At 70.5% G+C, this 13,674-nt stretch carries 13 protein-coding genes; 6 read left to right on the plus strand and 7 right to left on the minus strand.

Features of this window, described 5'->3' with window-relative positions:
* Positions 1-11: 11 nt before the first annotated feature.
* Positions 12-2,285, minus strand: coding sequence for a DNA helicase PcrA (gene pcrA, locus ACIBH4_RS08645; protein ID WP_399171728.1), 2,274 nt, complete (start codon positions 2,283-2,285; stop codon positions 12-14).
* A 119-nt stretch (positions 2,286-2,404) separates the two neighbouring features.
* Between pcrA and ACIBH4_RS08650 the strand changes: the two genes are divergently transcribed.
* Positions 2,405-3,124, plus strand: a complete 720-nt coding sequence (locus tag ACIBH4_RS08650; protein ID WP_362502738.1) for a PIG-L deacetylase family protein — start codon at positions 2,405-2,407, stop codon at positions 3,122-3,124.
* Between the two features lie 102 nt (positions 3,125-3,226).
* On the opposite strand, the gene ACIBH4_RS08655 is transcribed toward ACIBH4_RS08650, so the two are convergent.
* The 6 genes from ACIBH4_RS08655 to ACIBH4_RS08680 form a co-directional block, all read right to left on the minus strand.
* Positions 3,227-4,213 (minus strand): type II CAAX endopeptidase family protein, encoded by a 987-nt coding sequence (locus ACIBH4_RS08655; protein WP_362763025.1) that lies wholly within the window; start codon positions 4,211-4,213, stop codon positions 3,227-3,229.
* 122 nt (positions 4,214-4,335) lie between these two features.
* Positions 4,336-4,614, minus strand: a complete 279-nt coding sequence (locus tag ACIBH4_RS08660; protein ID WP_362502744.1) for a WhiB family transcriptional regulator — start codon at positions 4,612-4,614, stop codon at positions 4,336-4,338.
* A gap of 283 nt (positions 4,615-4,897) precedes the next feature.
* On the minus strand, positions 4,898-5,572 hold the full coding sequence (locus ACIBH4_RS08665) for a neutral zinc metallopeptidase (RefSeq protein WP_362502747.1): 675 nt from the start codon (positions 5,570-5,572) through the stop codon (positions 4,898-4,900).
* Positions 5,573-5,627: 55 nt separating this feature from the next.
* Complete coding sequence (locus ACIBH4_RS08670) at positions 5,628-7,097, minus strand: glutamate-cysteine ligase family protein (protein WP_362763022.1); 1,470 nt, start codon at positions 7,095-7,097, stop codon at positions 5,628-5,630.
* A gap of 51 nt (positions 7,098-7,148) precedes the next feature.
* Complete coding sequence (locus tag ACIBH4_RS08675) at positions 7,149-7,787, minus strand: response regulator transcription factor (RefSeq protein WP_362502753.1); 639 nt, start codon at positions 7,785-7,787, stop codon at positions 7,149-7,151.
* 67 nt (positions 7,788-7,854) lie between these two features.
* Complete coding sequence (locus tag ACIBH4_RS08680; RefSeq protein ID WP_362502756.1) at positions 7,855-9,069, minus strand: PspC domain-containing protein; 1,215 nt, start codon at positions 9,067-9,069, stop codon at positions 7,855-7,857.
* 142 nt (positions 9,070-9,211) lie between these two features.
* Here ACIBH4_RS08680 and ACIBH4_RS08685 point away from each other — a divergent pair, with 142 nt between their 5' ends.
* The 5 genes from ACIBH4_RS08685 (at position 9,212) to ACIBH4_RS08705 (ending at position 13,552) form a co-directional block, all read left to right on the plus strand.
* The gene (locus ACIBH4_RS08685) at positions 9,212-10,870 is read left to right on the plus strand and encodes a PspC domain-containing protein (protein ID WP_362763019.1); all 1,659 of its coding nucleotides are present in this window, start codon (positions 9,212-9,214) and stop codon (positions 10,868-10,870) included.
* Complete coding sequence (locus ACIBH4_RS08690) at positions 10,860-11,066, plus strand: hypothetical protein (RefSeq protein WP_362502762.1); 207 nt, start codon at positions 10,860-10,862, stop codon at positions 11,064-11,066. Before ACIBH4_RS08685 ends, ACIBH4_RS08690 begins: the two co-directional genes overlap by 11 nt.
* 157 nt (positions 11,067-11,223) lie before the next feature.
* Positions 11,224-11,799 carry an ABATE domain-containing protein gene (locus ACIBH4_RS08695; RefSeq protein ID WP_362763016.1) on the plus strand — a complete coding sequence of 192 codons (576 nt, stop codon included), beginning with the start codon at positions 11,224-11,226 and terminating at the stop codon, positions 11,797-11,799.
* Positions 11,800-12,127: 328 nt separating this feature from the next.
* On the plus strand, positions 12,128-12,571 hold the full coding sequence (locus ACIBH4_RS08700; RefSeq protein WP_362502767.1) for a VOC family protein: 444 nt from the start codon (positions 12,128-12,130) through the stop codon (positions 12,569-12,571).
* A complete protein-coding gene (locus tag ACIBH4_RS08705; RefSeq protein WP_362502770.1) occupies positions 12,572-13,552 on the plus strand; it encodes a pyridoxamine 5'-phosphate oxidase family protein in 981 nt (326 codons plus the stop codon). It begins immediately after the preceding gene.
* The last annotated feature ends 122 nt before the right edge of the window (positions 13,553-13,674 follow it).

The raw sequence follows: 13,674 nt of genomic DNA on the forward strand, positions 1-13,674 counted from the left end.
CCGGCCGCGCGTCAGAGCTTCTCCAGCGGCGCGTACGCCAGCAGCAGGGTCTTCTCTCCCCCGCCACCGAAGTCGATCTTGACCTTGGTCTTCTCCGCGACGCCGTCCACCGACACCACCGTGCCCAGACCGAACTGGTCGTGGGTGATCCGGTCACCGGGGGTGAGGTTGGGGATCTGCCTGCCGCCGGGCTTCCTCGCCGGGGCGGGACGGGAGTCGCGGCGGGTGGCGGCGCTCCAGGCGCTCTTCTCCGGGTCGCTGCGCCAGTCGACCAGCTCGGACGGGATCTCGGCGACGAACCGGGACGCCGGGTTGAACGCGGGTGAGCCCCAGGAACTGCGGACGGCCGCCCTGGAGATGTAGAGGCGCTGCTCGGCCCTGGTGATGCCGACATAGGCCAGGCGGCGCTCCTCCTCCAGCTCCTTGGGCTCGCCGAGAGAGCGCATGTGCGGGAAGACCCCGTCTTCCATGCCGGTGAGGAACACCACGGGAAACTCCAGCCCCTTGGCGGTGTGCAGCGTCATCAACGTCACCACGCCCTGGCCGCCGTCGGCCGCCGGGATCTGGTCGGCGTCGGCGACCAGGGAGACCTGCTCCAGGAACTCGACCAGCGTGCCCTCGGGATTGGCCTCCTCGAACTCGGAGGCGACCGAGATCATCTCGTCCAGGTTCTCCAGGCGGCTCTCGTCCTGCGGGTCGTTGGAGGCGGTGAGCTCCAGGCGGTAACCGGTGCTCACCAGCACCTCCTGGGCCAGCTCCGAGGGCGTCATGTCGTCGGCCTTCACCATGAGCTCGTCCATCAGCGCGACGAACTCGCCGATGGCCTTGAGCGAGCGGGTGGCCATGCCCGGCGCCTCGTCCGCCCGGCGCAACCCTTCCCAGTAGGGGATCCGCTCCCTGGTCGCGAACGCCTCGACCATCGCCTCGGCCCGCTCGCCGATGCCGCGCTTGGGCACGTTGAGGATGCGGCGCAGCGAGACCACGTCGTTCGGGTTGGACAGGAAGCGCAGGTAGGCGAGCAGGTCACGGACCTCCTTGCGCTCGTAGAAGCGCACCCCGCCCACCACCTTGTAGGGCAGGCCGGTCCGGATGAAGATCTCCTCGAACACCCGGGATGCGGCGTTGGTCCGGTAGAACACGGCGACCTGGCCGGGAACGACGTCCTCGTGGTCGGTGAGCCTGTCGACCTCCTGGGCGACGAACATGGCCTCGTCGTGCTCGTTGTCGGCGACATAGCCGGTGATCTTCGCCCCGGCGCCCTGGTCGGACCAGAGGTTCTTGGGCTTGCGGCTCGCGTTGCGCGAGATCACCGCGTTGGCGGCGGACAGGATCGTCTGGGTGGAGCGGTAGTTCTGCTCCAGCAGGATCGTCCTCGCCTCCGGGTAGTCGCGCTCGAACTCCAGGATGTTGCGGATCGTCGCGCCGCGGAAGGCGTAGATCGACTGGTCGGCGTCACCCACCACGCACAGCTCGGCCGGGGCGACCCTGCCCTCGCTGCCCTCGCTGCCCTCCCTGACCACGTCACCGTCGGCGGTGCGCAGCCCGGGACGGCCCGCGATCTCGCGGATCAGGGTGTATTGGGCGTGGTTGGTGTCCTGGTACTCGTCGACCATGATGTGGCGCCAGCGGAGCCGGTAGTGCTCGGCCACGTCCGGGAAGATCTGGAACAGCGTCACCGTCAGCATGATGAGGTCGTCGAAGTCCATCGCTCCGGCCTCGGTGAGCTTCTGCTGGTAGTTGCGGTACGCCTCGGCGAGCTTGCGCTCCAGATGGGTGGACGCCTGGGCCCCCGCCGTCTCGTAGTCGATCAGCTCGTTCTTGAAGTTGCTCACCTGGGCGGAGAACGACCTCGGCGGGTAACGCTTGGGGTCGAGGTCCATCTCACGGCAGACCATCGCCATCAGTCGCTGGGAGTCGGCCTGGTCGTAGATGGAGAAGCTCGAAGGGAAGCCGAGGCGCTTGGCCTCGCGGCGCAGGATCCGCACGCACGCGCTGTGGAAGGTCATCACCCACATCGCCGCCGAGCGCGGGCCGATGAGCCGGTCGACCCGGTCCTTCATCTCCCTCGCGGCCTTGTTGGTGAAGGTGATCGCCAGGATCTCCTGCGGCTGCACGCCCCGCTCGCCCAGCAGGTAGGCGATGCGGTGGGTGAGCACCCGGGTCTTGCCGGAACCCGCACCCGCGACGATGAGCAGAGGGCTGCCGTGGTGCACGACGGCCTCGCGCTGCTGGGGATTGAGCCCGTCGAGCAACGGATGGGTCAGGGAAGAGGCTGGGATCGACACGTCCCCTAGGTTAGAACGACCGACCGACAACCGGGTCCAGCCGTCGTCAAGGAATGCGGGTGGACCCGCCCACGGTTGTGATGACCGAGCGGTACGCGGAAAACGAAAGGGTCCCTCCCATGCTTTCGGAAAACGAGATCAACCGCGTGCTCGCGGTCACCGCGCATCCCGACGACGTGGACTTCGCCGCCGCGGGAACCATGGCGCTGTTCACCGAGCGAGGCGTCGAGGTGACGTACTGCGTGGTCACCGACGGTGACGCCGGCGGCTTCGACCGCGAGCTGGACAACACCGGGATGGCCGAGCTGCGCCGGACCGAGCAGTCCAACGCCGCCAAGGCCGTCGGAGTGACCGACGTGCGCTACCTCGGCCACCACGACGGGACCGTGGTGCAGAGCCTGGAGCTGCGGTGCGAGATCACCCGGGTCATCCGCCAGGTCAGACCCGACCTGGTGATCACCCACAGCCCCGAGCGCAACCACCGGTTCATCGCCCCCAGCCACCCCGACCACCGGGCGGTCGGCGGCTGTGCCCTCGACGCCGTCTATCCCGACGCGCGCAACCCGTACACCTTCCCCTCGCTGCTGCTCGACGAGGGACTTGAGGCGTGGACCGTCCGCGAGGTCTGGCTCAACGGCGGCCCGACGCCCGACCACTACGTGGACGTCACCGACACCTTCGACCGCAAGCTCGCCGCCCTGCGCGCCCACGCCAGTCAGATCGACCACCTGGACGACTTCGAGGACTTCCTGCGGGGCCGCTTCTCGCAGATCGCCACCGAGGCGGGCTTCGGCGAGGGTCGCTACGTCGAGGCCTTCCAGCGGGTCATCACCGTCTGATCTCCCCGCGCGCAGGCCGGGAGAGCACGGCCGGGAGCCGAGACCGGGAGAGCACGGCCTGTGGAGGGCCGGGAGAGCACGGCCGGACCCGCCGGCGCGGGGTCACCTCGGCAGCGGTCCGCGGCCCGAGGCCGGCTCCTCCGGCGGGGCGAGGCGGGCGAACAGGTAGCCCAGGGAGTTGGTCGCGAGGTGGAACAGCGCGGGAGCGGCGAGACCGCCCCTCCTGCGCAGCTCGGTGAAGAGCACCCCGGCGAGGCCCGTCGTGACCACCGACCCGGCCACGACGCGCGCCACGTGCCACGCGGGCGCCCCCTCCGGGCCTCGTGGCACGCCCGGCGCGTCCGCTCCGGCGGCCACAGCCGGTACGCCGGAGCCCTCCTCGCCTTCCGTTCCTCGCGCGCGAGAGGCGAGGACGGCCGGTACGCCGGGGCCTTCGCTTCCCGTCCCCGCCGTACGAGAGCCGTGGGAGGCCGCGACGTCGGGGACACCGGGAACGTCAGGGACGCCGGGGGCGGCGAGGGCATCGAGGGCCTCCCCCGTGGCCAGGCTGCTCAGGGCGGGGTTGGCGGCCATCATGTCGACGGCGGGCAGGATGTGCCAGAGACCGAAGAGAACCGAGGAGACGGCGGTCGCCGTACCGTGACCGTGGGAGCGGGCGACGAGGGCGTGCGTCACCCCGCGAAAACCGACCTCCTCCAGCAGGACCGTGCCGAACGGCACCTGGATCAGGGCCTCCTCCAGCGCGCGGGCGCGCGACAGGGACAGGGCGCGCTCGTCGCGGAAGAACCTGCGGGTGGCCGGGACGGCGATGCCGACGGCGTAGGCCCCGGCCACGGCGGAGGCGAGCGCGCCACCGATCCGCAGGCCCCGCGAACGCCGGTGGAACCCCAGCTCGGCCCAGGAGAGCCCGGAACGACGGGCCATGACGACCAGCGCGCCGGTGGCCACGGCCGAGGTCAGCGGTGCCAGCCTCGGCGCCAGGCGGTTGTTGAGCACGTTCGCCGCCACCAGCACCGCCAGCGTGCCCGCCAGAGCGCCGGGCACCGCCTCGGATCCGGCACAGGCGGCTCGCCCCGGCTCGCGTTCCATGCCCACGACTCCCTCGGACGTCGTCTCGCGCCCCGCCTGCCGGGCCGCGCCGGGGATCGCGACCTCGGGCCCGCCCCGCGCTTTGATGATCCCCGCCGATCCGGCACGAATCCGGTTCGAGGCTACGCGACGGGGGCGCGGCCCGCGGCGGCCTGGCGCCAGCCGTCGGGGAAGCGCAGGCTGCGGCGTTCCTTCACCGTCAGGCCACCCCAGATCCCCTCCGGCTCGGCCGCACGGAGCGCGTAGGCCCGGCACTCCTTCAGCACCGGACACCGCTCGCAGACCGCCTTCGCCCGCGCCTCGTGCTCGGCCGACTGCGTCAGCGGGAAGAACAGCTCGGGATCGCTCGTACCGCAGGCACCTCGCGCGGCCCAGCCGATCTCTCGCACCGTCATCCGCATGACATCACCCCCTGGTCGCTCCCCGCCCTCAGAGTAGGTGGACCGGGACGGCCCGGCATCAACCTCCCGGCGGATTCATGCGTACTCATCGCGGCGTACTTTCCTCGCGGCGTGGTCAGGCGGGTGTTCCACTCCGGTGGCTCCTCCGGCTCCCGCTCCGGTGGCTCCTCCGGCTCCCGCGCGGCGACTCCGGCCGTCCAGGCGTGAAACCGCGCGAGGCGACCGTGGACGTGGTCCCCGGCTCCGGTCCCCTCGGCTCCCGCGCGACGGCTCCCGGCGCGTCTCAGCAGGCGCTCGTCCCCTGGTTGTAGCCCTTGACGAACAGCTCCTGGCGCTGCCCCGCCGTGCCGTGGGCGTCCGGACGCAGCCAGTCGTCGGTGGGATCGCCGGCCGCGGCGAGGTTGAGCAGGAGTTCGTCCTCGTCGCCCGGCTCGGTCTGCAGCGCGCCGCCCTTGACCAGCGCTCCCAGGGTTCCTCCGGCGTAGCAGTCGGCCTGGAGTTCCTGCTCGATGCTCAACCGGAAGGCGGTGTTCAGCTGTGCCTGCACCGCGTGGCCGAACTCGTGCGGGATGATCACGTAGACCGAGCCGTCGCCCATCCGCTCGTAGAGATCGTTCATCCAGTTCTCGTCGTAGGCGATGAAGTGCCCCACCGGGCAGTAGAAGGCGTTGTTCGGCACCGAGGGCTGCCCGCCGCAGTCGGGCCCGTTCTCTCCCTGGTAGGCGGTGAACGAGGCGACCGGGCGGTAGGTCAGCCCCGCCGCGGAGAAGGTCTGCTTCCAGTAGGCCTCGGTGAGCTCCCTGGCCAGCTCGACGTCCGACTCGAACGTCTCCCCGCGCGCGCTGGGCGTGGCCCGCTCACCGGCGGGACCGGCCCCCGGTTCCGTGCCCTCCCCGACGCTCCCGCAGGCGGTGACGGCCGCGAGCACGAGCACCAGGAGAAAAGAGAACGTTTTCATGAATCCATCGTGACGGAGTGTCGCTCCCCGCGCGCGGAATCGCCACGACCGGGGTTCAGGGGGGCGGCCAGGCGTGGACGGGCTCGTTGGTGTGCATGTTCTCGATGTACCGCAACGTCATCCGGCGCAGTGCCTCGTGCCTTTCGAGGTCGCCGAACGCGTTCACCGCGTCGATCTGCCAGCTCGCCCCGGTCGTGCCCGTCAGGCAGCGCTGCTCGACGATCCCCAGCAGCCGGTCCCTGGACTCGGGAGCCACGCCCCACAGGTCGAGTCCTTCGTGGGCGAGCGGCAGCAGGCGGCGCAGGATCAGCTCGGACGCGGCCACCTCGCCGAGCCCCGGCCAGAAAAGCCTGGCGTCCAGGCCGTGCCGCGCCGCGGCGTGCAGGTTGTCCTCGGCCGCGGCGAACGACATGCGCGTCCACACCGGGCGCTCGGCGTACGGGAGGACGCGCATGAGCCCGTAGTAGAAGGCGGCGTTGGCGGCGACGTCCGCCACCGAGGGCCCGGCCGGCAGCACCCGGTTCTCCACCCGCAGGTGCGGGGTGCCGTCCACGACCGCGTAGATCGGCCGGTTCCACCGATAGACGGTGCCGTTGTGCAGGGTCAGCTCGCCGAGCTGGGGGGTGATCCCGCGTGCCAGTTCCTCGCGCGGGTCCTCCTCGTCGCACAGGGGCAGCAGCGCGGGAAAGTAGCGGGCGTTCTCCTCGAAGAGATCGAAGACCGAGGTGATCCATCGCTCGCCGAACCACACCCGGGGCCGTACGCCCTGGGTCTTCAGCTCAACCGGGCGGGTGTCGGTGGCCTGCTCGAACAGCGGGATCCTGGTCTCCTGCCAGAGTCTGCGGCCGAACAGGAACGGCGAGTTGGCCGCCAGCGCCACCTGGGGGCCCGCGATGGCCTGGGCGGCGTTCCAGTTGGCGGCGAACGCCTCGGGGCTGACCTGGAGGTGGAGTTGCAGGCTCGTGCAGGCGGCCTCGGGGGTGATGCTGTCGGCGTAGGTCTCCAGGGACTCGTCGCCCTCGATCGACAGGTGCAGGTCCTCGCCCCTCGCCGCGAAGATCTGCTCGTTGAGGAGTTTGTAGCGGGGGTTGGCCGACAGGGTGCCCTCGTGTACGTCGCTCTCCCGCAGCGTGGGCAGGATGCCGACCATCACCATGTGCCCGCCGACGGTGCGGGCCCGTTCCTCCGCGTGGTTGAGACGGTCCCTGATCACCTTCTCCAGCCGGGCCGCGCCGTCTCCCTCCAGCGATTCCGGCAGGACGTTGATCTCCACGTTGAACTGGCCCAGCTCGGTCCCCCAGTCGGGCTCGGCGATCGCCTCCAGCACCTCGATGTTCTTCATCGTGGCCTCGCCGCGCTCGTCCACGAGGTTGAGTTCGATCTCCAGCCCGGCCCGGGGTCTGTCGAACTCGAACCTGGACTCGCGCAGCATCTGCGCGAAGACGTCAAGGCATCGGCGAACCTTGTCCCGGTAGCGCCGCCGGTCCTCGCGGCTGAACACCATCGCGGGTACATCGCGTCCCATACTTCGCAGAGTCGCACATAAGTAACTGCTCGTACAGAAGGCGGTGAAGGTTCAGACCAGGCGGCGCGCCGTGGCCCAGCGGGACAGCTCGTGGCGGTTGGAGAGCTGCAGCTTGCGCAGCACGGACGAGACGTGGGTCTCCACGGTCTTCACCGAGATGAACAGCTCCTTGGCGATCTCCTTGTACGCGTACCCCCGGGCGATCAGCCGCAGGACCTCGCGCTCGCGCTGGGTGAGCGAGTCGAGTTCGGGGTCGATCGGCGGGGCCTCGCTGGAGGCGAACGCGTCCAGCACGAACCCCGCCAGCCTCGGCGAGAAGACCGCGTCGCCCTCGGCCACCCTGCGGATGGCGTCGGTGAGCTCCCGCCCGCTGATGTTCTTGGTCACGTATCCCCGCGCGCCGCCCCGGATCACGCCGATCACGTCCTCGGCCGCGTCGGAGACCGACAGGGCGAGGAAGCGCACCGTGGAACCGGAGCCGAGGACCCGGCGCAGCACCTCCTGGCCTCCGCCACCGGGCATGTGCACGTCGAGAAGGACCACGTCGGGCCCGAGCGCGGCGATCGCCTTGACCGCGGACTCCACGTCCTCGGCCTCCCCGATCACCTCGATGGACTCGCCGAGCTCGGCCCGCACCCCGGAACGGAACAGGCGGTGGTCGTCGACGATCAGGACCTTCACCACGCTCATCGGACTTCCCCTCGCGGTCCCGAGGGCCGCCTTCCGGCCGGCCGCACGACTTCGGCTTGCTCGATACTCACGTCTTCTCCAGCTTCATGGTCAGCATCACTTCCGTGCCCTCGCCGGGCTCGGTCCGCACCCGGGCGCTGCCCCCGTGGCGTTCCATCCTGCCGATGATCGACTGGCGGATACCCATACGATCCTCGGGCACCTCGCTCATGTCGAACCCGGCCCCCCGGTCCCTGACGAAGACGGTGACCTCGTCCGGCTCCGTCTCGGCGTACACGGAGACGACCTCGGCACCGGAGTATTTCGCGGCGTTGACCATGGCCTGCCTCGCGGCCTGCATCATCGCGGACAGTTCGGGGGTGAGCGGGCCGTCGCCGACACAGACGACCTCGATCGGCACCCCGTGCGCGTCCTCCTCCTCGGCCGCGACCCGCCGCACGGCCGCGGCCACCGACGCGTCGGCGTCCTGCTGGGGCTGGTAGAGCCAGTTGCGCAGCTCCCGCTCCTGGGAGCGGGCGAGCCGCATCACCTCGCGCGGGTCCTGGGCGTTGCGCTGGATGAGCGTCAGCGTGTGCAGTACCGAGTCGTGCACGTGGGCGGCCACCTCGGCGCGTTCCTCCTGCCGGATGCGCTCGCGACGCTCGCGCTGAAGCTCCTTCCACAGGGCGGCGAGCCAGGGCGCCGCGATCAGCGCGACGCCGCCCACGACCACCATGGTGAACACGATGCCGGGACGGGCCTCGCCCAGCTCGTCGTTGGCCACCAGGAAACCGATCGCGCCGACCACAACGAGCACGAGCCCGAGGAACGTGCGGACCCGGTTCTGGCGGACCTGCCCGACGGTGTGGTTCATCCAGCGCTGCCGCCGGTCGGGGTCGGCCTGCTGCCACAGGATCAGCGAACCGATGCCGCCCACGGCGAGCGGCCAGGCCCCGATCCCGGTCTCCGAGGCGCCGGTGAGCCAGCCCAGGGCCGTCAGCGCCAGCCCGATCGCGCCGTACGCGGCGAGCTGGCTCCAGTCCCTCGAAGGCTCCCTGCCCTCGTGCGGCTCGCGCGGGGTGAACATCCACAGCGCGGCGTACGCCAGGGTGCCGAACCCGCCCAGGACGGTGAGCAGCACGAAGGTCAGCCGCAGCACGACCGGGTCGAGCCGGAGCTGGGCGGCGGCGCCCTGAGCCACCCCTGCGATCAGCCGTCCTTCCACCGGCCGCACAAGGCGGGGGAAAGGGGCTTCTTCGGGTGTCACGGGCGCCGAATCGCGAACTGTCTGTCGGTCAGCCATATCGTCAGCATCGTCACACGAACCAGCCTGCCACTGCATCAGGCGTTCCCCTGAAGCGACCCTGAGAGAGACATCCCCCCTCCGGGACGACTCAGGGGTCTCCCGGATGCGTCACAGACCGGGAAAGGCCACGATTAACGATATGAACGACACCGGGCGGGCCCATGGTCCGGCGAGCTCGCCGTCCGCCTCCTCCCTCTCAGGAAAGCGCTCCGAGGAGCGTTTCGAGGAGCACGGCCTGAAGCGCAGCAACGAGGGACGGATGCTCACGGGCGTCTGTGCAGGGCTGGGGAGATACGCCCAGATCGATCCCGTGGTGCTTCGGGTCGGCTTCGCGGTCCTGGTGCTCGGCTCCGGTATCGGCATCATGCTCTACCTCGCGGCGTTCCTGCTGATGCGCGAGACCGACGGCGGCCCCGGCTACCTTGAGCAGTGGACCCGGCGCGACTTCGACAGCGAGACGGTCCTGACCCTGCTCACCGGCCTGTTCGCCCTCGGACTGATCGTCAACGTCTCCTCGGACGGCATCGGCACCGGCACGGTCGTGGTCGGCACGGTGTTCGCCATCGCCCTGCTCGCCGCCCACTCCCGCGGGGTCGACCTGCTGGCCGTGGCCAGGTCGCTGCCCGATCGGCTGCGCAGGCGCCGCACCCCGCACCCGCCCGGCCAGTGGCCGGGCCCGTCCACCCCCGCAGGACCGCCCGGAGTCGGTGAACGGGACCCGGCCGCCCACGCCGCCACGCCCTGGGCCACCGGCCCCACCGCGTACGCCGGATCTCCGATGGCAGGCCCTACCGACAGCACCGCGGGAAACACCGCTCACGCCGACACCACCGTGGGAGACGCCACTCACGCCGCGGCGCGGCCGGGTGGCGAGACGGTCACGGAGCCGTACGCGCCCGAGACCGGACCGGGCTCCACGACGTCCCATCCGCTCTCCACCCCGGAAAGCCCCACCGGACGTGCGCCGGGCATGCCCCCCGGTCCCGCCATGCCACCGCAGGAGGCGCCCGGCGAGACCCCGCAGGACCCGTACCACGCCCATACGAGGCCGTCCTTCGACTCCTCCGGCGCGCCCTTCTCGCCGTACGGCCCCTACCAGCCTCTGGATCCCCGGAGGCGGCAGCCCTACTCCCCCTACGACCCGGCCGCGTACGGCGGGCCTGTGGTGGCACCACCCGGCCCGCGACGGCCCAGATCGGTCGTCGAGAGCATCACCATCTGTCTGGCCATGATCGTTGGAGGGGTCATCGTGGCGATCCAGTCCGCCTCGGGATCGGTCAACATGACGGTCGTCGGCGGCGCGGTACTCGTCGTCATCGGCGCCGGCCTGCTGGTCGCCACCTGGTTCGGCCGGGGAGCGGGACTGGTCGCGACCGGGACGGTCCTGTCGATCGCCCTGGTCGCGGGGCCCACGCTGGGCGGTATGCCGAAGAAGTTCGGCGACTTCGACTGGCGGCCCGCCACCCTGTCCGAGGTGGCCCGCGACTACTCGGTGGGCGTGGGATCGGGCAGACTCGACCTGAGCGACCTGGTCCTGCCCCAGGGCTCACGGACCATCGTGGACGTCTCGATCTCGGTCGGCGAGATAAGCGTGATCCTGCCCGCGACGGCCAGAGTCGAGGTGAACAGCTCCACCAGGTTCGGTGACATCAAGATCGACCATGCGGTGGAGGGAGGGGCCGACATCGAGCACAACAAGATCCTGGAGCCCGAGGTGCCTCCCAAGGGCGACGTGGCGACCATCGTGCTGAACGTGAAGGCCGGCATCGGGGACGTGGAGGTGCGCCGTGCGGCCTGACATCGACAGGGCCAAGCAGCGTCGCGTACACCGCACCGACTGGATGGCCCTGCTCAGCGGCGTGGTCTTCATCGCGGCCGGGATCGTCTTCATCAGCGAGCCGTCCGTCTCGCCACTGGTCATGCTCACGATCCTGGTGAGCGGCCTGGGCTTCGCGGGCCTGGTCACCATCCTGGTCAAGTCCGTCCGGCGCTAGAAGGCCGGCGTTTCACCCGGCGGCGGGCGCTCCAGAGCCGCCGCAGCAGGCGTACCCACCCTGACCGGCGCGCGGGGCCGCGGCCGACCTGGCCGAAGATCCGAACCCCGAACAGGACCTAACGGTGAAAGGCCAGATCAGGCATTAGAGTCGGAGCATGTCCGCCCTGGAGTTCGTCAGCACCGTCCGCGCGACACGGGCCGGCCTCACGGACGCGCTCGCCGATGTGGAGGGCATGACCGCGTGGGGCCGGGCGCACGCCGCCGAGCTGGGGATCGACTCGGACTTCGTCGCCTCGGAGCAGCTGCGGATCGAGGTGGTGGAGCTGCGGCAGGCCGTACGGGCGCTCTTCGCCAGGGCGGTGAAACCGGGCGCCGCGAGCGGCGCGGACGCGCACCGGCTTCCCGGTTTCGCCGAGTCGCTCGACCTGGTCAACACCGCGGCTCTCGCCGTGCCGCTCGCCGCACGGCTGGAGTGGCCCACCGAGGGCGTTCCCCGGGCACGCAGCGTCCACGGCGACGGGGTCACGGAGTCGGAGCGGATCCGGGCGGCCCTCGCGACGTCGGCGATCGAGCTGCTCGCCGGGCCTCAGCGGGAGCGGCTCCGCACCTGCCCCGCGCCGCGCTGCGTGCTCTACTTTCTCAAGGACCACGCCAGGCAGGAGTGGTGCTCGGTCGGCTGCGGCAACCGTGCCCGCGCGGCCCGCCACTACCACCAGCACCGCGACGGCTGACCTCTCCACGGATTCCCTCACGAGTGACACGTGAGCCGTCATCACGACTGCTCCTCTCTCCCCGTGCACGGGTGCGAGGTGGCGCGGCCGGCACCGGAACCTCGGCCACGGAACGACGTGGGCCCACATCGTGTCCGTGCCCGGGGCGGGCCGCACCCGCGACGCCCACGCCGGCCCCACACCCGCCGACGCGATCTCACATCGAGGTCCCCCTTGTTGTGACTTACGCCACAAATTTATAATGGGAAAAACGGCAGCTATGCATTAGATTCGTCCTGCAGCCAAACTAACGGACTGATCCGTTAGAAAACCTGACGGGAGAGATCAGATGACCTTCCAGACCGGCCATGTCGGCCTCAACGTCTCCGACCTCGACAGGTCCAGGGACTTCTACCTGAAGATCTTCGGCTTCGAGGTCCTCGCCGAGTCCGGTGAGGCCGACCGCAGGTACGCCTTCCTCGGTCTCGACGGCACGCTGATGCTCACCCTCTGGCAGCAGAGCGAGGGCCGCTTCGCCACCGGCCTGCCCGGCCTGCACCACCTGTCCTTCCAGGTTCCGGACATCGAGGCGGTCCGCCGGGCCGAGGACGCGATCAGGGAGGCCGGCGCCACGCTCCACCACGACGGCGTGGTGGCGCACGGCGAGGGCGCGTCCTCGGGCGGCGTGTTCTTCGAGGACCCCGACGGGATCCGGCTGGAGATCTACACGCCCACGGGCGTCGAAGGCTCTCCCGTACCGGTGGCCGCCGCTCCTACCTGCGGCTTCTTCTAAATGCCCGTGGAACACGCCGGGGAGCTCGCGGTCCAGCGAAGGGCCGGGGTCCGCGCGGTGGCGCTGGGCTCGGCCAGGACCCGGCCGGAGATCCCGACGGTGGCGGCCGAGTTCCTGGGGCGACAGCGGATGCTGCTGATCGGGGCGACGGGACGGGACGGGCTCCTGTGGGCGTCCGTCCTGACCGGGCCCGAGGGGTTCGCGGAGGCGGTGGACGAGCGGACGGTCGTGATCGACGCGGTGCCCGGCGAGCACGACCCGCTGACCGGGCTGGACGGGGGCCAGATCGGGATGCTCGCGATCGAGCCGCGGAGCAGACGCAGGATGCGGATCAACGGCACGGTCTCGCGGGAGGGCGATCGGCTGATCGTCCGTACCGAGCAGACGTACGCCAACTGTCCCAAGTACATCCAGGCGCGAGAGATCGTCACGGAGCCGGCGGGACCCACCTCCCAACCTCCCGGCTCCACCGATCCCCACGGAGACTCCCCGGAAACTCCCGGCTCACCCGATCTCCATGAAGGGGCCTCCGCTTCTCCCGACGCCGCCCCCTCCGGTTTCTCCTCCGCGACGGCGTTCGGCGACGACGACCGGGCCTGGATCGAGGGCGCCGACACGTTCTTCGTCGCCACCACCGCCCCCGGCCTCGGCACCGACCTGTCACATCGGGGCGGCAACCCCGGGTTCGTCCGGGTGGTGGACGACCGGCGGCTGGTCTGGCCGGAGTACGTCGGCAACTCCATGTACATGACGTTGGGGAACCTGGAGTTGAACGATGACTGCGGCCTGCTCTTTCTCGACTGGGAGGGCGGCGACGCCCTGCACCTGACCGGGCGTGCCCACATCGACTGGGATGCGGGGGGCGTCCCGGGCGCGGAGCGACTGGTCAGGTTCGAGGTGGACCGGGTCGTTCGCGTGCGGGAAGCCAGCCCGCTCCGCTGGAGGTTCACCGAGTACTCCCGCCACAACCCGCCGGTCTGACCGCGCGGCTGGACGCATCGCCCTCGCCAACGAGGGCAGTAGGAAGGAGAGGAGACGAATCTGGAGCGTGGACACGGGCCGCCGTGAGTGCCAAAAGGGATTCCAGGGCGGCATACTGGCGA

The sequence above is a fragment of the Streptosporangium sp. NPDC050284 genome, from assembly GCF_044459525.1.
Classification (GTDB): Bacteria; Actinomycetota; Actinomycetes; order Streptosporangiales; family Streptosporangiaceae; genus Streptosporangium.